Annotated in this window: 6 protein-coding genes and 1 pseudogene; 3 read left to right on the top strand and 4 right to left on the bottom strand. The window is 50.9% G+C overall.

The genetic code is table 11. The annotated features are described in order from the left end of the window. Positions 1–347: 347 nt before the first annotated feature. Genes H3Z84_RS12160 through H3Z84_RS12150 form a run of 3 tightly spaced genes read left to right on the top strand, consistent with a single transcriptional unit; the run spans position 348 to position 11734 of the window. Positions 348–3803: a hypothetical protein gene (locus H3Z84_RS12160; protein ID WP_199457632.1), complete on the top strand. Its 3456-nt coding sequence runs from the start codon at positions 348–350 to the stop codon at positions 3801–3803. Between the two features lie 39 nt (positions 3804–3842). After that, entirely contained in the window at positions 3843–10106 is a 6264-nt protein-coding gene (locus tag H3Z84_RS12155) for a DEAD/DEAH box helicase (RefSeq protein ID WP_199457631.1), read from the top strand. 5 nt (positions 10107–10111) lie between these two features. After that, positions 10112–11734, top strand: a complete 1623-nt coding sequence (locus H3Z84_RS12150) for a nuclease-related domain-containing DEAD/DEAH box helicase (RefSeq protein ID WP_199457630.1) — start codon at positions 10112–10114, stop codon at positions 11732–11734. Between the two features lie 266 nt (positions 11735–12000). On the opposite strand, the pseudogene H3Z84_RS12145 reads toward H3Z84_RS12150, so the two are convergent. From H3Z84_RS12145 to H3Z84_RS12130, 4 genes and pseudogenes are all read right to left on the bottom strand, one after another. Continuing rightward, a pseudogene (locus H3Z84_RS12145) lies at positions 12001–12419 on the bottom strand (very short patch repair endonuclease). A 14-nt stretch (positions 12420–12433) separates the two neighbouring features. Further along, positions 12434–17980 (bottom strand): hypothetical protein, encoded by a 5547-nt coding sequence (locus tag H3Z84_RS12140; protein WP_199457629.1) that lies wholly within the window; start codon positions 17978–17980, stop codon positions 12434–12436. Next, entirely contained in the window at positions 17977–19509 is a 1533-nt protein-coding gene (locus tag H3Z84_RS12135) for a hypothetical protein (RefSeq protein ID WP_199457628.1), read from the bottom strand. The genes H3Z84_RS12140 and H3Z84_RS12135 overlap by 4 nt, the downstream gene beginning before the upstream one ends. Then, on the bottom strand, positions 19506–21635 hold the full coding sequence (locus tag H3Z84_RS12130; protein ID WP_199457627.1) for a hypothetical protein: 2130 nt from the start codon (positions 21633–21635) through the stop codon (positions 19506–19508). The genes H3Z84_RS12135 and H3Z84_RS12130 overlap by 4 nt, the downstream gene beginning before the upstream one ends.

Genomic DNA, 21635 nt, shown 5'->3' with positions numbered 1-21635 from the left:
ACCTTCTAGGATACAGCGTCATGCCTGGCGCTCTGTAACGGTGCCAAAACGAGTAGGATTACTTGGATAGAGCGAGCATTCAAATCTTAGCGGACCCTCGGATGATTGCGGGGTATTTGGGCGAAAAGTCCAGATATTCAGCATCTGATATAAATTTATTTGACGGAGATTGCTGGATGCTGGCCGTTTTGTTGAGAGCTGGCAAGCAGGTGTATCTGACCGCGAAGTTCCGAGATTTTGGCAAATCATGATTGCCTTTCCGGCTCGCTCGGGCCTGAGGGCGGATAGCATTTAGCCAAAATCCTGCGCAAGTAGTAACGGTCGAAAGATAGCTCGATGGGGGTAGTATGCTTGAAGGAGCAGATAAAAATATAGAAGACATCGCGCGCTTCTTTTCGACGCGTGGCTTAGAGGCCGGTTATCTTTCCCCAACTTCGAGCGGGTTGGGGAGGTCCATCATGGATGCACATGCCCAGTTCGTTGGCTACATGCGCCGGGTCGAATTGCACGATTATGCCTCACAGGCCAAGGGAGCGGGGGGCATGGCGATGATCAGGACTTGGTTTGTCGAGAAAGATGGCCTAGTTGAGACGGAGTCTGCCCTCTATCGGTCTGAGACTGCGTTGGGTGATCCACGAATCTTGATTAATGATCTCGGTAGGTATGCCGCCCCCGGGAACTTATTAGCAATTCTGGCGCACGAAGGCGAATTATACGTAGTGAACACCAGCGAGGACGGAATCATGGAGTCCGCCGCTAATACGTCTAGTCCGCTCTGTCATTTACTTGATCTATTGGTCGGCGCCAAAAGCAAGCCTCTCGATGATAGGTTTAGTGAGTGGAACCTTCGATTATTGCGAAGCTTCTTCTCAGAGGCTTCGAGAGGAGAGGAGGTGTTTCTCCGGGTGGATAAGGACTTGCTCGATCAAATAGGCCAAGACATTGGTGGGGATTCTGGTTTTTTAGAAGCTGTTCGTGAAGGGCCTGGCTGGGTTAAACCGAGCAGAAGCTTTACTCGCAGTATTATTGCGCTAATGAAACAGAGGAAAACGCCTGCGCGAGGCTATAAGGATCCCGGAAGCTATGATCCAATATACCGGGGACTTTGTGCGCCAACATATCTTCCTTATCTCGCTGCTCTGGTTAGGAATGACGCAGAAAACGCAAGCGCATATTACGCTCGGTTATCAGAAGACTTAAATCTTCAGCATCAATTTAATTCGCAGGAAATGGACCAGGTTGAAACAGTTTGGGCTGACTTGGAGAAATGGACGGAGGCAAATAATGGTCGATTCGGCCACTTCAAGCTGCGAAGACTAGGTGGTTATCGCTTAATCGGTGTTCCAAGATCACAGAGTATTCTTAAGCCCAGTGACGTCGAGGACCTAGCTCGAGTATTCGCACAGGCGCAGGTTAGGCCTGGCCAAGAATTGTCAGAAGAATCTTTAACGCGAATCTTGAATGAGGCTCGGGCGACAGGATCGGCATTTACTGCCGGATTCCAGAGAGCGCTCGAGATTGATGAATTCGAGCAGCCGATCCGTGCTGCAGTTTTTACTGCCTATTCCGATTGGGACGGAACGCTACCTATCAGGGGTGGCGGCGCGACGGGGGTGGAGTCGTCAACCAACGGCACGAATGAAGGCGAGCTCTACATGGGAATTTCTCTCTTTGTGGTTCGGGATTTTCCTTTGCAACTGTCTCCTAGCTGGCGAGTTCCAGCGATTCAGGACATCGGTAAGTTTGAATTGGCAAAAGATGATCTGATCTGGAGCGGACAATTTGCCGGAACAGAAGGAGCAAACACTGCGCAGGCACATAACCAAGAGGCAGATTTCTGGGGTGTTGCCAAGCGAGCTTCTGATGCAACGGTTCAGTTTGATGCCCGATGTTTTGTTAGCGAAGATTCTGAGCCGACCCCGCTAAAGCTTACGCTGATGAGACGGCTACTTTGGGTTCTAACGCCGGCAATAGATAACTTAACGGGTGACATTGAACTGAGGGAGGGAGACCTGCCAGCGAGCGGGTCAGCTTTTTTGATGGCACCGCCCCAGAGTGTTCAAGCGCTTCAAGGGTACATTGAGCGCGAAAAACCCGAGTTTGAGGTGATTTCGGCGTTGGGTGTTCCAGAAGATTGGCTTATTGTTCGTTTAGTTGATTGCGCCTCGTTATCCGAAGAACAGCGCATACTTCCTGACGGAGAGAAGGGCGCCCGCCCACGACCGCGAGCGATACGTTTTGTCGGGGGAAGGTCGATTCGACGTGGCTACAGCCGGATGTACCTGCCTTATGACCTTCCCTTCATAGAGCTAGATGCGCCGCAGTGCGCGCGTGTTGATTGCTATGGGGGCATTGAAGTAGAAGAGCAATCTTCGCCCCTCTCGGTAACCGCGGCTGACCATATCGATTGGAGGCCTCTGAGGCGGTTTAAACTCAGGCTTCCTCATTCAAGAAGCGCCTCTTACGAAATTAAAGCAATTTCCGATGACGGATCAACTCTGGGACAGGCAAAGTTAAGGGTTGCGGACCTGGGTGGCGATGTAGTGGATACGGGTAAGCCATTCAGTCTTGACAATATTGGAAGACCGATCCTCTCCTACGAAGGGTTGTCGGGTGCAGTCTTAGGCACTGCGCGCGACGAGTCGACAGAACCGTCCAGCGAACTAAATGACTACGTTCTTACAGATGGTGAGTTGGGCTCCAGTATCGACTGCCAGAATCTAAAGGTAGGCGTCCATGAGACGTTCCTTGATGCACTTGCTCAATCTGGTAGCTTGGATTATGGGGTGGCTAGAGACTTATTGCAGCGACTTTTGCTTTCAGCTGGGGAGTTGGATGAGCCAGTTTTTCTTTTATTGGAGCTTCGGCGACGAGGTTATTTAGGGGTTTCCACCACGCACAAGGGCCACATCGCGCGGATACATGCGATCAAACCGACTTTATATTCACTTCCTTTAACCTTTGCTGGCCGGCCGATTTGGGCTGTGGCAGGAACCTTACGTATCGACCATTGGAAAGTGATCGCTCGCGAGACTGAGGCTTGGTCGGCACACCAGCTTAACAACAATCGGGGCGTATTTGAGCCTTGGCGCTTAGTAATCAGGGAAAGATCAGTTGCTCTGGAGATCTGCAGCCAGATTGACTTCCAATTTTCAGAGAAACCCTGTATTTCGGTTGCCAGCTGGTCTGCGTCCCTAGAATTATTCAGAGACGAGACGTTCAGGAATACCATGGAGTCCATTGGTAGCGCTCGAGAGGGCGCAATGAGATTAAATGCATCTACGGGGCGTTTTACTGCCTCCCCTTTTGGTGATGTGTGCGAATTATGGAGGATTCGTGATCTTGATATTGGGGTAGGTAACTTGTACGTTCTTGCAGATAAAGGAAAGTACTCGTTTGTTAGTGACTCCCGCTGGGGGGTCTGGGTGGCACTTGATGCGTTTGCCAAGCACATAAGCTCTTATCCTGGCATGAACGACGTTCATCCCCTGCCCATTACCTACGAATCCTTTAAGAGAACGATGTGGATCCCAGCCCGCATAAGTTTGCCAACTGTACTGGAGCGTGCCCTCGTCCTTTGCAGTGGTGACTCACCCGATGTTCTAACACTCCAAAAAGATGTTGCTGAAAATGCGGGCAGCAGACTGCAGCTTCTGCGAACAGAAGATGGCATGCCTGGATTTTCCGCTAACAAATTCTACACAGATATGGCTAATGGAAAATGGCTCGCATATCGATATGTCCCCGAAAATATTGCCAGGGTGATTGCTTGCAAGCTCGGAGCCATTCTCGACGTGATCTGAAACACACAGCTATACCAAATAAAATCGACAGGAAGGACGATGAAAGATCCAATAGGCGCGCACAAAGCTGTCCAGGATGGGATAAAAAGATATGTTACCTCAGCTTTTGGGACTAACTCCTCGACCTTCGAGGAAGATAGAAAGAATCTATTAGATCAACCGGGAGTTCTCTTTCAACGACCTTATGTTGAACCAACCCAGTCCTATAGGTCGGGCAGCTTCCTAGCTAACCTCTCCGACGATGATCTTCCCGGCTTTAGCCCAGCTGGCAGAGTGGCCTTCAAGGAGATAATTGGAGCGGGCCTGTTCAATGGCGAGTATCCACTCTATAAGCACCAGCAAACAATGCTTCGGGAGTCGCTGAAAGGTAAGCATTGCGTTGTCGTAACTGGGACGGGGTCTGGAAAGACAGAATCTTTTCTGCTTCCAGCACTAGCGAACATCATTCGAGAAGGTACATGTTCCTCGAGTCAATGGCCCCAACCCACGAGGACCCCGCGAGAGTGGACTACCAACAATCCCCCGAGCTGGGATTCAACCAGAAAAGAATTGCGGGGGGAAGATCGTCCAGCTGCTGTTCGAGCACTCGTACTATATCCGATGAATGCGTTGGTAGAAGACCAAATATCTCGTCTTCGTCTCGCGCTTGACTCTGACGAGGCTCTAGAAGCTCTGGATCGCCACCTCTCCGGAAACAGGATCCGGTTCGGTCGTTATAACGGATCAACACCGGTTGCGGGGCATCCTTTCAAGGCCGATGGAAAATCAAATAGCAGCAAACGGTCAACGCTCGCTTCGGAATTGAAGGCGGCGATTAATGACCATGTCTTGATGCGTAATAAACTCGAACGGTGCCGCAAAGAGCTAGCTGACGCAGAGGCAACTGGAAACAAAAAAACTATAGAGGCTGCTGAAAAGGAATTGTCCGATGCAGTTGAAGAAACTAGCTTTATAAGGCGCATGTCGCCAGACGCTGCAGAGATGTTCCACCGTTGGGAAATGCAAGCAGCGCCACCTGATATACTGGTTACAAACCTGAGCATGCTATCGATCATGCTGATGAGGCATCCCGATCCCAACATTCCCGGTGATCGGGCTGACTCCGATATCTTCGAGTCAACGCGAAAGTGGCTCAGCGAGGATCGCGAAAACAACGTCTTCCAGCTAATCATCGACGAACTGCATCTCCACCGCAGCTCTGCAGGTACGGAAGTGGCTTATCTGGTACGCCTCCTAATAGATAGGCTTGGACTTACCCCGGACAGTCCGCAACTTCGCATTCTCGCCTCTAGTGCATCTTTGGATGGCAATGATGATCTAACCTATGAATACCTCGGTGGATTTTTTGGTTATACGCCTAATGAAGCAAAAGCACGCTTCCATATAGAATCAGGTGAACCTAAATATCCATTGGACGGGGAAATTCCTGAATTCGATCAAAACTTGACGGAAACCTGCCTCACGATTGGTAAGGCGCAAGCGCAAGGTTGCTACGAGAAATCGGCACTGGAGGCCGTTGTTGATCAGTTAAAACTCGATGAAGAACGAACTAACAAGTGTATTCTGGCCGCGTTCGATTCCAATGGCCAGATACGAGCCAAGCCGTTGGATGAGATTTCCAACTACTGGTTTTCGCGTTTGTCACCTGACGAGCGAGTAACAGCAACTAGAGGACTTTTCTGCGCGTTTGGTTCCGACTATGCGAAAGCCAAAAAGCTGGCAATACCCAGCCTCCGATTCCATTGGATGGCAAAGAACATCGATGGCCTCTGGGCTACGATTGGTTTGCGAGAGGAAGACGGGTATCGGCGGGTTGGAGATCTCTTGCCTGAGCGAAAGCTCTCTATCGAGGGGCGGCGAGTACTAGAGGTTCTGTATTGTGAGTGCTGTGGAACCCAACTGCTGTGCGGAAACAAAATTGCACTTAAGAACGGATTAGGACTAGACAGAGAGTTCGAATTAACGTCTCTCGAAACACAAATAGAGGGACTTCCGGAGACTACAGTCGAAACTCGAACTGATGCCCAGAACTATAGGGATGTCGGTGTCGTTTGGCTGTGCGCTCCAGAGGATAAGCCTGCCTCTGAGGACGATCTAAAATGGCAGCACGGTACAATTGAGACAAATTCAACGCATGATCGTCCTGGAAAGCCATTAGAGTACAAGCCCGCGCGCTGGGTTCCTGCAAGTATAAATCCAATCACCGGCCTGGTTTCACTTGGGCGAAAAGTAGAAGAGGGACAGCTGGCTTGCTATTGGTTTCAGATTGATCCAACGAAATGCGCAGAAAAGGATCTTCATCGATACTCTGCGATGCCCCAACGTTGTCCATCTTGCCTGATCGATTATTCAGAGCGGTATGGGCGCCGTACGCCGATCCGTTCTTTTGTAACTGGTTTGGCAAGAATGTCGCACCTTTTCTCAAAGCACGTCATGGGTACCTTGCCGAATGGCAAAGCTAGAAAGCTCGTCGCTTTTTCAGATAGTCGAGAAGCTGCAGCTAACCTTTCAGTTGGAGTGGAAGAAGAGCAATGGAAGCTCTTACTGCGAACGTTCCTCAATAGAGAATTAAAAAAGCGTGCTGTAAGCGGACTTGATCACGCAATGAGAGAGGCGCTGATTCTCATAGAGTCAGGGCAGCAAGACAAGATTCCTGAGTTGCGAAAAAGGATTAAACAAGCATTCGGTGAAGAGGCTGGGGAATTACAGAAGTTCAACCTTTTTGTTCAAGCGGCGAGTTTTGTGAAAAATGATGCTGAAGGTGCGCTTCCTGAGCAGCTTGAACAAGTAGAGCGTGTTCGCGCTTACAGGGAAGGCTATGTTCGTGTTGATGATATTCTTGCTAAGCCTGATGCCAATAAAGTAATTAGTCCTTTGTGGCAGGATTTCATCGAGATGGGTGTCAATCCTGGAGGCGCATCCATTGATAAGAAGATGATTGCAAACAATCGAGATTGGACCTCAATCTTCGAGTCAGCTGATGGCCGCCTGATTCCGAAGTTAAGTGATGACGCGAGGCCTGAGGATATCGAGAAAATCGGCACGTCCCTTCGCAGAAATGCTTGGCGAGCTTTGACTGGGCGTCTTTTGTATGACCTAGAAGCTCAAGGGATTGGCCATCTTGCGTTTCCACCTGTGCCGACTTTGCAGGCACCATCCGGTTTGTCGTCTGAAGTATTTCGTCAAATATGTGATAGCGTTCTACGTATCCTTGCTGAAGAAAACCAATTGGATCCCACGCCCTGGGATCGGCCCTCTAATGGTTGGCAACACAACCAGCCTACTGGCGCACCGAATGAAGGGCCGAAGAAAAAGCGTGTTTACAATTATCTAGCCAAGGTGGCCGGTGACAAGACGATAAACCTTGAAGTACTAAAGAAGAGCGTAGTAGATGCCTTTAAATCAGTAGGACACTCACCAAGCGCTGACTCGTGGGCTGTGGTCAAGTTAGAAAAACTATGGGTGCGGGTTGTGAAGCCTGAAGACCAGCCATGGGAATGTGGAAACTGTGGGCAAGTTCATTGGCAGGCATCGGCAGATGTTTGTTCTCGTTGTCTCAATAAGCTAGAGATGCAGCCAAATGGAAAAGCTTCGGCTGGTCAAAAGGAGGAGAACCACTATTATGCTTACGAAGCCAAGGATGCGTCGTCTACCTTCCGAATTCATTCTGAGGAATTGACCGGTCAAACCCAAGATCAGGCTCAGCGCCAACGGCATTTTCGCGATATTTTCTTCGACGATGAGAACGTTGAAGAAATAGGGACGCGCAGGGCGCTAGAAAACGTAGATGCTATCGACTTTTTGTCTGTCACTACGACGATGGAAGTTGGCGTCGATATAGGTTCGCTGCAAGCAATAATGCAAGCAAATATGCCTCCGGAGCGCTTTAACTATCAGCAGCGAGTGGGCCGTGCCGGGCGAAAAGGTCAAGCATTTTCCGTAGCCTTCACATTCTGTCGCGGTCAAACCCATGATCGTATCCATTTTGAGCATCCCAGAGAAATGACCGGAGGTGTCCCACCACAACCGCGCCTTGCGATGGGGGATGACCAGCGCATATTGGCTGAGCGGCTGATTGCCAAAGAGATTTTGCGACGAGCTTGTCGAGATGCGGGTATTTCTTGGACGTCTACCAGTCACGAACCGGATACACACGGAGAAATGGGAACGTTAGCCGAGGCTGGACAGACTATCTCGTCAGTCGAGCACTGGATAGACGAAAATCAAGGGAGCATTCGTGAACTCGTGCAGCTTGTAAGCGCTGGTTCAGGGGTATCAACTGACGCCCTTGTAGGGTTTGTGCACGCGTTGCCGCGAAAAATTCGTGGGGCAGTCGATGACACTGGGTTTGTCGCAACTACGCTTGCTCATCGCTTAGCCGAGGCAGGGATTTTGCCTATGTTCGGCATGCCGACAAGTGTTCGGGATTTGTACTTCCATTTACCCAAGGATGGGAAGAGTGAAGCAAAGACGCTGAATCGACCGGCTGATCAGGCGATCGCCGACTTTGCTCCGGGCGCAGAGCGGACTTGGGATAAGCGCCGCTTGATTCCGAAATACATCGTAGCTCCAATTTTGAGCAAGCCTGGGGGGTATGGCTGGAGAGTGTCAGGACCACCACTTGGAGCGGCATATATTCATGTTCGTTGTGGAGCCTGTCGACAGTTAAACACGGAGGCTGTTCCGATAGGTGAACTACATGGATTTCTTGGTAAAAAAGGGGTTTGGAATCCAAACTGGTTGCTGGAACCTCCTCAAGCTGTTGAGTGCCCGAACTGCGGGATTTTAGGCGCAAGACCATTCATGGCTGTTTCGCCGCGTGCTTTCGCGACGGACATGAATATATCCCGACCGGCTTTGGGAGGAGGCGAAAGCAGAGGGCGGTCTGGCTCTACGGATATTTCCAGCCCGATGCTCAGTTCGGAGGGTTACGAAAAGGCTTGCAATGCTTATGTCAAATTAGAGCGGCAGGCCCCAGTTTTCCGAACCAATACCAATTGCGGTGAATATTTTGGCTTTCGGGAAAAAAAGAGCCTTCAGGAGATGTATGTTGAGGCGGAATCTATCTGGTGCTCTGACGAGGATAATCCTGAATTGAGGGTCGCGCTTACATCTGCAAAAACAACAGACATACTTGTGATCCGGATGCTAGATGGCAACGGACTGACGTATTTTGAAGGAACAAATGAAGCGCGACTTGCGAGGCGTCGGGCTGCTTGGTACTCGGCTGCAACCATTTTGCAGCGAGCCATTGCCCTAGAATTAGACGTGGATTCTTTAGACATTGAAATCGCGTCTGTCCACGCAGTCACGGATAAAGGCAAAGGTGGTGGCGAACTATATTTAGCCGATGCTCATCCAAATGGGGCGGGCCTGGTGGATAGTACAAAAGCCCAGTTAGAGTCGATTTTGAGGGGCTGCTTGTTTGGAAAAGGCACCACTCCGCGGATGGGCAAGATGATCCGTGAGGAAATTGAGCTTTCCCTCGAAGCCGGTAACGAATGGCGGAGTCCAGATCTGCTACTCCGAGGCTTCCGAAACCGCCAGGTTCATGGTCTTTTGGATTGGGAGTTGGGCATTGAGCTATTGGCCTCGATGTTAGACGAGAACTTTAAGCCAGGTTTGGACAACGTCGCTGATGGCCGACTTTTGCCAACGGGAAGAGATGGTGACTGGTTTTCGCGTGCTGGCAAGCTTGTTGATACGTGGGTTCTCAACGGCTTTCCTGCTGATTCGGTCGTACACGAAGATACTGTCCATGGATGGATTCAGGGCGGAGTCTTCAACGTAGTTGTACACCCCTTATGGGATGGAAGCCCGAGTGATCGAAATGCTATAGGCAATGCACATCTCCTGGCTGTTGAGAAAGGCCTAAAAGAAATACGACGCGTCGATTCATTTAACTTATCTAGGCGTATGGTTTGGGTCAGAGCCAACCTCTCTAACGATGACGTGTTTATTGTTGAAGAAGTTGATGCGAGCTCACCCTGTGGAGCGCCTAGCACCGTTTCCACATCTACTAAAAATGTTGTGACGATAGATGACCTTAAAAAACACACTGATGATGACATTGTCACCTTTGATGACCGAAGCTGGGAAAGAACAGGCCCGCACACGCTTAACCAGCTTGGAGATGGCGAGGAGTGGTTGGCGGCTACTTCGACCGGTAAGCTTTTGTCAGTCAGAGTTTCATACAAACATGGAATGAAAGCTCCGAAGCTGCGGACCAGTAATGGCTTCGTTCCATCGAATGAAGCTGCATTGTTCAGTTTTGTTGCACGGCGAACTAAAGGAAAGGAATAATTTAGATGCCAAAAATTGTGGGTGGTTTACCGGCAGACCGCTGGGAAAACGAGGTGCTGAAGGCGTTTAAAAATCAGCTGCCTGATGATTGGGTTGTTATGCCTAGCGTACATTGGACACTTGCCAAGAATGGTTACGTCCGAGACGGTGAAGCTGATTTCGTTGTCCTTGTTCCTGATTCTGGTCTTGTAGTCGTTGAAGTAAAGGGCTCTAAAGCGTTTAAAGTTGGGGAGAATGGAATTTGGAGCCGAAAGGAAAGCAACGGTGCTTGGACCGAACTTAAAGAGGCGCCGCCAGAGCAGGCTGTCAGGAATATGCATGATCTGACTAAAGTGCTGAATGAGCGTTACCAATGGCTTAGCTTTCCTGGACGGTACTCATATCTTGTTATCTATCCCCAAGGGGAGGCAGCCAGCCTCCCCGCGATGTTCGATGAGTCAACAATAGCAACTCGAAGACATATGAATCAGTTAGCGTCGCGACTCCGTAATTCGCTTGAAAAGCGTGGGGGAGAAGGGCGTGGAGAGCAATTCGTTACGCAAATCGTCGAGTCGGTTATTGATCAGCTTAAAAATAGGCAGTTCCATGTCTATAAAGCAGATTCTGGTGAGGATGTAGCTGATGAATCAGAGAGAATCGAGCAACTCACTCGACAGCAATTTGCGAGCTTAAAAGGGCTATTTCAGCTACCAAATGTCGCTGTCATCGGCCCGGCTGGTTCAGGAAAGACAGTTTTGGCGATGTGGCGTTTAAAAGCATTAATCGATCAAGGGAGGAGAGCTGTCTATATTTGCTATAACCGTGCGCTTGCAGCCTCCCTACGGCTGCAAAATCCAGATTATGCGGATTTCATTTGGAACGTAGACAAACTATTTAGTTCGATATGCTCAGAAGCGCGTCCGGCAGTGGGGTTAGATGAATTTTATAGGGAGGTCTTGCCTGGGAAGGTCATGGACTATGCGGACACGTATCAAAAATATGATGCTATAGTTGTCGACGAAGGGCAGGATCTGTCTGAATACCAGATCATCGCATTGCTCGAACTTCTTTCAAGCGAGGGGGAGTGGGCTTTTTTCTCAGACTGGAAGCAGGATTTGTTCAATGCTGGGAACTCCACCCCGATAGGCGCTGAAGTGGTGTTTAGCCTACATCACAATTGCCGAAACACTGTGAAAATTAACGAAGCTTCGAACTCTTATCTCAATTCGCGAATTGAGTCTATGCCCGGTATGCCAGTGGGTGTGGCTCCGTTAGTTGAGTTGGCTAATAACCAATCAATGCGTGCGTGGGAAATTGCCAAGAAGTGGAGCGGAGAAGGCTCAGTGGTGATACTCAGTCCCTACAGATATGAAAACTCCTCGATGAGTGGCCAAATTTCAGGACATGGTCTTCGTCTAAGTACAGAAATCAGTGATCTAGGAGAGGCTGGAACTGTTTTCTTCTCGACAATAAAATCATTCAAGGGTATTGAGGCTGGGGCGATAATCGTCGTTGATGTTGGTATCCCAGATGAACATATTGCCTTCACGAAGGAGGATCTTTACGTGGCTATTACTCGCGCGAAAACCAGATTAGCTCTGGTTACGTCAAGGAAAGACGTCGCTGATTATTACAACGAATTTACTTAATCAACCTTGGAAAAGCTGATAGCAATGGGCGGTCATGCGTTTAATTAGCGTCGATTGCGTAGGCTGCCCCGCTCAGTTAACTAAGGTTTTCTGACCGTTGGTGTTCATCTGGATTGTTACCATAGGGATAGATCTTCTTATACATAGTTTGCACGTTCGTCTTTGTGCTCTTTCACCCCGAAGTCGGTAAGCTCTCGAACATCATATTCCGAATGCACACATGCTCAGTAGCTCGTACCCTTATTGCAACGATGGTTATCAATTCTCTAGGGATTCTTTATTTTTTCGCCGATTAGCTTTCCTGTTTCAAGAGCTTTCTTCATCGAGTCGAGTTCGCATTCCCAGACAACGAGCACGCTCCAGCCAGCTTCCTCCAGAGCTTTTCTCGCTCGAACATCACGTTCCTTGTTTTGTTCGAACTTCTCAATGCAGAATTCGGTATTACTCTTTGGTGTCGTCGCTATCTTGCAACCAGGATGCCTGTGCCAGAAACAGTCGTGGACGAAAACCACTGTCTTGTACTTGGGAAATACAAGATCTGGCTTTCCTTGAAGGTCTGCTGCAAGCGATAGCGAAAGCCAAGTCTATGCAAAACCTTGCGCAGTGAAAGCTCGGGCTTGGTATCCTTACCCCTGATGCGGGACATTCGTGCCGATCTTTCTTCTGGGGACAGGAAATCAACCATACTTGAATCTCGAATCAACTGGGTCGCTTACTTAAATTCCCCTTCCATAACTCGAAGAAGGGCAGTCCACGTATGACTTCGCCCGGTACATCGAAAGATTTGTATACACAGTGGTGGTTTGGCAGGGTCTTTACTCGTTCGGAGAGCTCCCCCAAATCCGAAGTAAAACCCAAGGCGCCCATCTCCGCGGGAGTAGCGTTTGGTACCTTGTGGATGAACCAGGTGAGCAGAGGTTCCCTGTAGTCCGTGGCACCGGCCTTGAAGTGCCTCAGGTACTGAGATGCCAGTATCACACCGGTACCAAACTCCCTTCCCTGCAACAGTAATTTCCGGAGTACGTCGAACTCGTAGCGCATGATGTTATCGGCTTCGTCGACTAGGAGGTATGAGTCAATAACACGCAACTGGGGATCTTGGCCTAGGAAGGGACGCTTTGGCGTTTTGAGCATATTCTCGTAAAACATGTTGAGCATTATGACGACAAGTAAGTTCTTGCTCCGGTCGTCTTGCCCAAGGGCATCAAGGGATATGACCACTATGCCGTCAAGGAATTCATCGAATGATTTTGTCTTATTGTACTCCGGCTCGAAGATTTCCATATCTACCAAGTCGTCGATGATCGCCATCGGCGAATCCGATTTTCCGCCAAGAAGGTCCCTATATTCAGCATGAATATCATAGATCGTTGGCGCGTGACCTTGCTCATTGCATGTTGTATAGGCATTCCGGACCGCACTTTTCAGCTTGTCTCGTTGAACAGGCCCAATGCCGGAGTACACCTTGTCTAGTACATCGGCAAAGAAGCGAAACCGATCCAGCCAAGGAGCTACGGATTCACCCATGTCAGCTGTCTCGAAAAGATTGAGCGGTAGTCGGGATGGCCTTATGACCCGCGCGCCTGTGGCTTCCACGAACTCAGGGCTACTGTAGTCCCGTTTGTAGTCGAAGATCAACAATCTTGGCTTGATATCCCTGTTCGCTTCCCGTGCTGTCGCTATCTGGAGGATTAACGATTTAAGTAATTGTGTCTTGCCGGTCCCCAGATCCCCCACGACACCAATATTGAGCTGGTTCAGTCGAGTATCCGAAATGTTTAAATCAAGTTGATGAGGCTCGAAACCATCGACTGTCCGACCTACCGATAGTGTAATTCCTCCACCTTTGCTGGGCGGCTCGTTCTGATTGGCTCCGGGTATATTTTCAGGGACGACGCGCCCTTCTGGCATACCGGCTTCCTCGCCAGAAGCAAGCACTGGTGGTTCGTTGTCCGATCCCCCCGCCACAACTTGCGTTTCTCCAGAAGACTGGCCTGTGGACGAATGGGTGGTGACACCCGGTATTTTAGCTGCATCAGGTAGCAACCCCCAGCTGCCAACCTTTCCTCTTACGGCCTCATAGAACGTCTGGGCATCACCAGCCACTATCCGGCCAGCGTCTGCTTGGGAGATGAATATACTCTCCGGGTAGCCATCGCCGTCGTGGTCACGGGGCCCGCTTTGTGACGAGTTGTCCACGACTATTAGCCGACCTAGCTCGTCGACGCTTGTCACAGGTGTCGGACCTAGGATCCCGGCTGTAATCATCTCGTGGTATTCGGCCCAGAGGGCCCCAAGCGTGGAAACGGCTTCCTGCTGGCTATAGACACGTAGCCCAAATCCCACCATTGAAAGCAACAAGTGCTGGTAGGCAAGCTTCCAAGCAAGGGATTTCGCTGCGCGCTCCTGAATGGAGTGGAAGAGTGTGGAAAGGGATTTGGCTTGGGCCAGAGCTTCCTTTGAATCGGCCTGGCTGAAGGTTGTTCCTTGCCTGCATTTCACTTCGACGGGGGTGAGGTGGAGCCGGATTTCGTTGCCGCAAGCACGGATGCCGATCACCAGCAGATCTGGGCGCGAGAGAGATGCATCCTTCTTCTCCTTCCCAAGTGAACGTGCGAGATCGGCTAGGTATCCGCGGAAGGGATCGACAGGCACGATCAAGGCTATTGTCGTATCTTCCTGCGTTCCCGAAATTACCGGAAGAAGACTATTTGAATTGCCGGATACGCGGAATTGATCCTGAAGAAGGCGTACTGACAGGAATAACCCCAAATCCCCTGTTGCTCCGGTGTCATCACCAGAAAGCCCTCGGACCGTCGGTATTCCTCTTCGCGCGACTTCCAGCAATATTTGCTCTACCTTTTCGTCAGCAAGGTCGTTGCAATCTGGCAGTAGCTCCAATACCCGCCTTAGAGCTTCGCGATCGGCTACTCGTATTTGGGATAGCAAGTAATAGCCGTTTGTGTCTCCCGCCCGGCTTGAGTATGAGGGAAGGTCATAGTCCCAGAGATAGGTTCCCTTGATGCGCCCGCCAAGGAAACAGGCTGGATCGATGGCGGAGGATGATACCGCCACAAAGCTTGTGTTGTTCCCCTCGAGCATGTTCGAGATAGCGTGAACGTTCGGAGCAAACTGTAAACCTGTCTTGTCATCTTGAGTGCTTTCGATGGCAGTAATACAGTTGGCTATCTTGTCGGCGAGAACCTCTCCAGAAGGTGGCATCGGGAGACCTTGCCTAGACTCATTCAGGAAAGCATTATGCAACTGGCGCCTTATCCGATGCCGGAGTAGGCCGCCGATACTGAGCGGTGAACGCATTCCGACAGAAGTTGCCTCCGGCTGGGCAGATTCAAGCTGGGCTATTATGCCAAGATCGGGCTTGGTCCCCTTGGGTTGCTTCTCAAACCAGCGGACGTGACTGTTTGTGTCCTCAGAGAGATTGGCGATGGCCGCCTGGTCAGGGCGAGAGCTACTTGGTCGAGTGTCGAAAACCTCTAGTATTCTGGGTCCCGTTCCTGGATGTGCTAAGTTTTTTTCTTTGTTGCCGAATCTTCTGGTACACCAGCTTGCCAGTCCTTCATTGCATGCGTCAGTGGTTCCTCCAGCGCTGGAGACAACGATGCTGAGGATTGGCTTTGCTGAAAGGAGATCTGAAACGTCTTCGAGAGCCCTCGATACCTGGGCTGGACTGAACCCGTTCGAGACGCCCCCAACTACGAGACCAAATGTCTCGTCTAGAGGTGATTGATTTGACTTGTCGGCAATCTGGCCAAGCCGAGATCCATTCCAAAGGACCGACCAATAGTCGGAATTGCATTCCACGGAAAGAAAATCAACGCGGTCGATACCGTCAGGCCCTCCTGGGGCCTGAAGTGACATAGTTAAGATGTCAGGTACGCATGACGGGTCCAGAATACTCGCTGCTGGGCAGGGGCGGGGATCCTCTCCTTCCACTTCTTCATGGAGCACGTATTGCGCAAAGCAATGCCATGCGAAGCGCAAGGGGTGCAGTGGTGACAGGATAATCGCATCTGGGATCCGGGCGAGGGTCTGCCCGTCCATCTCTCTTGAACAAACAGCAATCGTATCTACCCAGCACGCAATGTCTCGGTCGTTGGAAAGCCACGCCATATATGCGTCCAGATAATTCTCAACGAGGGAGCGGAAGTCAGGATCTCTTGCCAGCCATTTACCCAATGGGGCAGATTCAACCAGTCCTGACTCGTCGTTCGTCTCTCTTATCCGACTTGATATTTCTCGTCGGGCTTTGATGAACTCCTTTGGAGGTTGGAAAAAAGAGGTTTCAGGCCGAGGGTCGTGCAGGAACCGAGCTTGCGACATGATCGGGCCGAAACGACCACTCCAGTCGGGAGGGGACCACTGGGATGAATAGTCGTCCGATAATACAAGTGGGATGAACGAGCTGGAGATATTTCGCTCGTCAAGTAGCCACCCTTGCAGACTTGAAGATCGTGCGTGGCGTTCGAGTTGAATGATTGCCTTCGTATCGAGTTTTTCCAAATTGCGCCGGTTTAACTTGATTAGGCGCTCGAACTCGCTTTTGCAGCCTTCCTCTTTCACCTCCTCGCATGCAATGTTGATTCTGCAAGTTTCAATATCGTCTCTGGTCCCCGGTTGGAAGGAAATCTCCACTTGGTAATTACCGTCGGCTTCAATTTCTACTTGGTATTGTCCATCCCCTATTGAGTGGAGATCGAGTGGCTGCTGATCTCCGTCCGGTTTTTCAGTTGCGTCATCGGGAATTCCGGTTGCGCTCGCTAGCGTGGTCCCGGGTGACGTGAAGATAAGGACCTCGTAGCGTCCTGATCCAGGGAGGGATAGCGAGGCTTCCCAGTCCGCAGAGGCGCGTCCCTTGCGAGGCTTCCTTGGGGGTGTGAGCTTCCTTGCCATTCGACAACTCACCATGATGCCGGGCGCCCAGGTAGCCAGCGATATAATCCTTGTTGTCGCAGTTTTGCGACCCTCCGATGCCACTTTGTAGGTGATCGGGGCCCTTTGGCCGTTGGAAGGTGGGGTATCTTCTAGCGACTTTGTGCCATCCACAACGAAATATTGCGGTGACTTCCCATAGGAGCCGCCAGTCAGGTGAACTTCAACCGGGGATTCCTCATCGCTGCTTCCCACATCTATAGAAAGCTTGACGACATCGCGGACGATGGCAGGTATGCTTCGAACTATAGGAAGCATTGCATTCGTACATGTAATCGTGAGTTCTCTCGTTGCTTCATCTGACTCTTCAGACAGCAGCTCGGCCCAGCACTCGATGTCCAGTGTTTTCCACCATTGAGGTGGCGATTCGATCTCGAAGGAATCGGCAGGAATGTAGAACGCTTGAGTAGCTCTTTCAAAGGCCGTGGGCACTTCACAGTTTGATTGAATATGCTTCAGGAAGGCCTCGAGGGCCTCCTTTGTGGAATCGTCCAGCGTAACATCGCTAGTAATGCCATCAATGCCAGTCTTGAATCCATCGGCCATCTCGCCAGCAATCCGAGCGACTATGCTTAGCTGCTGCTTTGTGGATACGCCTCCGGCGCGAGTTGGCGGTGTACCGCAGGCGAGTGCCAGCGCAACGCCTGAAGATAAGCCATGATTATTCCCCTGAATGGAATAAACTCGAGACAATAATCGCCAAGCTGCTGTCCTGCTTCCCTCATCCTTGTCCATTTCATCAAGTGCAGAGGCTCCGCTCTCTACCAATTTGATAGCATCCTGAATTGAATTCTTATCAATGCAGGCTGCCTCAAGTCCTTGTCTGACCAGACGCTGGATGAATTCATCTTCCCACCATTCTTCGAAGGTAGAGTGCTCGGTATTACTAGAGGCGCTGATGCCGAACTCATCGGTGGTAGAGGCGACTGATCGATTGTTGTGTTGGCCAGGCGGTACCAACGCGATGAAGCTAGAGCTATGGGGATCGTTGCGTATATGGAGCAGGTGGTTCTCATCACACTTGCCCGAAACCCCAATTCCAGGGTTGGGGCCACCATCATGTCCCTGAGGCATTTGAAGTAGTACGGGAAGCAAGGTCGTCTTGCCGTCCGCCAGGCTGATCTCTATTCCTCCATTCTCGGACAGCGCAAGGAAGAGGGGGTCCAGAATTTCCATGGGAGGGCCATGGAATATAAATCGGGATTCCATCTTTGTGGTTGTCGTGGTGCGTCCACCAACTGAACCTTGGACCTTTTCCGAAATAAACCGCGCAAGGCTTTGTACCAGTTTGTTCATATTCTTTCACTTCTTGCCTGGGTGGCGGGGAAGGGGGGTAGCAACAGCATGCCACTTTCTGCATCTGGGCTATCGAGTACGAGTCCAAGCATGCGGAGTTGTTGTCCAAGGTCATTACGTGAAACATCATGTCGATCCACAGCGATGCCGTACGCAGCTAGATGCTGAGCTAGACGGTGTATGGATCTCGGACCCACCATGCCGAAGAGGGCGCAATGGACTAAAGCAAGGACAGACACTGGACCGAGTGATACGACCCAAGGGCTTGATGCACTACTGCCTTTCTTCTTGAGGATATAACCTTGGTCGTATCCCCTGAGCAAATGAATTGCAGTTTGCCGCTGTCCCAGTGCATGACGAGCGAACTCAAGTAGGTTAGAGCCAATGCCTTTCCTGCAATTCAAGGCACGCGCCTCTCGCTCGCGCATTTCCACCAGATTTTCCATCGTTCCGGCCTTTGATAAGGCTTCTTTGTTTGACTGGATATGGTTGCACAATGCAGCGATGTCCTTGCTAGAAGAAAGATTGCCCTCGAAGGCCTTCCCTGCATGGTCTAGTGACCAAAGTAACGTATTGATGCCGAGTCTTGCTGCAAGGTAACTGGAGGCACGGTCACGGAATCCTGGCAAGGCCTTTCCACCATACGTCATGTATTGGGGAGAAGCTGGGAAGATCTGTGCGCGGACCTCTGGCTCAGAAATCTGCTCGCCCTTTTCGTATGCGTCAAATAGACAGCGCCAGATCCTAGCTTGAACGTCACAGAGCCAGATTACATGTGTGGCTGCGGCGAGACGGAGAATCGATTCCAGCAAACTTGTCCACTGACGCCGGGTCATTGTCCTCTTTGCATGGATTACTGCGCGCAAATCTTTGGTGAACTGCCGCGATGGAAGGAAGAGGATGCTGTCAAAATCCTCCCTCGGCAAGGTAGCTACTTCGTTGGAGGGAACAGGGGCTTGTTCCCACATGGTGGAATCGTTCCATGCCTGGGTTTCTTGGCCTAGCCAGCGTGCAAATACGTCGTCGTTCTCACCCACACTCAGGGCGCGGAAGAGTTCACTCCATAGGTCACGAGCCGAATCATCATCCGCGGAACCTAGCCACACCATGCGGCGAAGCAAACTGCCAGCTGGCCAAGAGTTACTGCTAAGGCGCGCAGATCCAGAAAATAGAGCGACTTCTGGCACCAGGGGTGTTATCTGGAGGAATCGCTTGGATGATTGGTTGGGTAGTTTGGGGCTTTCGAGGATGCCGTGAAGTACTGTATGCCAAGTGTCGGCTTTCAATGTTGCCCCATCAGGTGCCGGTAAACGCTTGTCGCGGAGCTTCTGGATCTTTCTGTCTAGATCCCTTCCTGCTTGAGGTACACTACCTTCGGTAGCGGAGTCGTATCCGATGGTTCGATATAGGGACGCTACCAGCACCTCGGAGCTAGCATATTCCGGCGCAGGGCTGATTGATAGCGCGGATTGTTTGTATTTCGAGTGTGATGTTTTCCATGGCGCCTGCTTGAAATTGGCAAAAGTCACTGCTTGCCCTCCCCAAGGGTAGCGATAAACCCATTCCAGGATTGGCCAATTTCAGTACCGTCGGTGCCGAGCTTAATCGTTGCATCCATTAGAATCTCCGGATCCCTGACGATTGGGCCTGAAAGCCTTGCGCGGGTGGTATCAAGCAATGCTACGACTGTGCGAGGCAAGGACGCTGGGGACAGACCTCTCTCCAATTCCTTTACTGCCTTGAAAAGGTCGTAAGTCAATGGGATGGGTTGCTGGGACCTGCCAGTTCCAACCTGCAAGAAACATATGGGGGAACGGGGGCGGCCCTGGGTTGAAAGTTGAAGCATTTTCACTGGGCGAGGCTGAACAATGAGAGTCGCCTGGCGCTGTGGGGGCGGCAAAGGTTGACCAAAAGTCGTGGTCAGGGAGACCTCAAATCCATGGCGACTGTTTAGAAGTTCCTTAACTTGCTTTGCAACTTCGAATAGGCTTTGCCCCTTGTCATCTTCCTCGACGACTTGCTGGAATGATGCGAGTATTTCGTTATCCGAGACGACAGCAGAGCGACTACATATGCTGCGCCTCACCAACCGACAGGCAAAATCACGTATGATGCGCTGCAACCGGTTGGCTGCCGTTGGTTTTTTGCGTCGTATTGATGGAACCGAAAGCAAAGTGTCAGCATCGGCTAGTCTTTTTAGCAGGTCGATTTCTATCTTCGATAGGATCTGGTACTTCCGCACGAAATCAATCCCTCCAGCAAGGGAGCGGCTGAATCTAATGTCGAGCTCACCGAGCTTGATTCGGTTGCGGCTACTGACTGTAACTTCTGTATCGGGACTGGCGAGGGCAGGATCGAGAAGAGTGCATAAGTTTTCTAGTAGCGTGGCTATTGTAGCTGGTAAGTAATTGCTCTTGCGGCTGGCCAGAAAGTGCTGAAGCCCGCGCAAAGTTCTCGTTTGGGCAACTGACTTGTCCAGTCCGAGATCCTTGATATCTTGTCGCATTAGGTTGGCTACATTACTGTCCCATCCATGGAAAAGTGCGTGCTGATACCCTGACGTTGCAAGGTGAAATATCGCCGTTAGTTGATCAATCCGGGGCGATTTGTTGAATTGCGCAGAGTTGTCTTGCTCGACAAGGTGCATCGCCCACTCGCATGGGGAACCCTGTTGTCCTTGTGTTGTGCTTTGGTTGCCTGCCAATAGATAGGATAATAAAGAAAATAAATCACGGAAGCTCCAGCGTTTCCCGCTCGCCAGCTCGTACCATCGGAGTATCTGCAGCAGGGCTTCCTGATGACTCTGTCGCGCCAGCAAGAACTGACTATGGCAGAAAGGGCACGCAACGCCGGCCGGACACTCTTCTTTCCCAGGCCAATGTTCTGGCTTCGTAGCATAGTCTAGCAGGGCCGAAGCGGGGGAAGGTGTGCCGCCTTCAGGGTGGATCAGAAGCGATTCGACATCCATTGGCCAGGATGCCACTGTCGGGAATCCTTTGAGTGGCCAGCAGGATAATGCGCTAGAAGACAGACTGACTGAGCGGGCAATTGCTTCCAATAGCTTACGAGGAAGCTCCAGCTTGTTTTCGACGGCGTAAATTAGTGCATCATCTAGTATTCCCCTGTTGACGCAGCATAGGTATATGTGAGTCTTGGGACCTTCGAGCATCGATGTGAGCTCCTCAACCAGAAGCTCTGAAGCCGACCTACCCTCATTTCCAGCTGTCACAGATGCGTCTTGTACTACAAACAACTCTAGCGGGCTCGATACAGCGGCAAAACTACCGGCATCAACTTGTATAGTCCGGGGGACAGCTTGCCCCTCAGAGGGGTGAAATGCTCGGAAAAGCTCATCAAGCAGTTTGCCTTCTGCAGCAAGGTCTTGGTCCATGCACTTGATGGTGTGCTCGATAGCCTCTGTCTTGCCGTTACCGGGGCCTCCAACTAGAAGGAGTATCCTCGGAGCTTCGTCTGTCGCTGAAGCAATTTGTCTAGCCCAGGCTTCCAGCATCGATATTAGAGTGGTTCGCAGGAGGCTTTTGCCTGGGCGTCCACTTTGAGAATCAAACAGGCGCTTTACACCACCGGAGTGATGTCCTGCCCATTCGATCAAATCCCGCGGGAACTGGATCTCAGTGGTTCCGGTTTCGTCCAT

It is taken from the genome of Marinobacter sp. bablab_jr003, from assembly GCF_016464245.1.
Classification (GTDB): domain Bacteria; phylum Pseudomonadota; class Gammaproteobacteria; order Pseudomonadales; family Oleiphilaceae; genus Marinobacter; species Marinobacter vinifirmus.
Note: the sequence above shows the minus strand (reverse complement) of the source record. Positions and strands in the feature narration are given on the sequence as shown.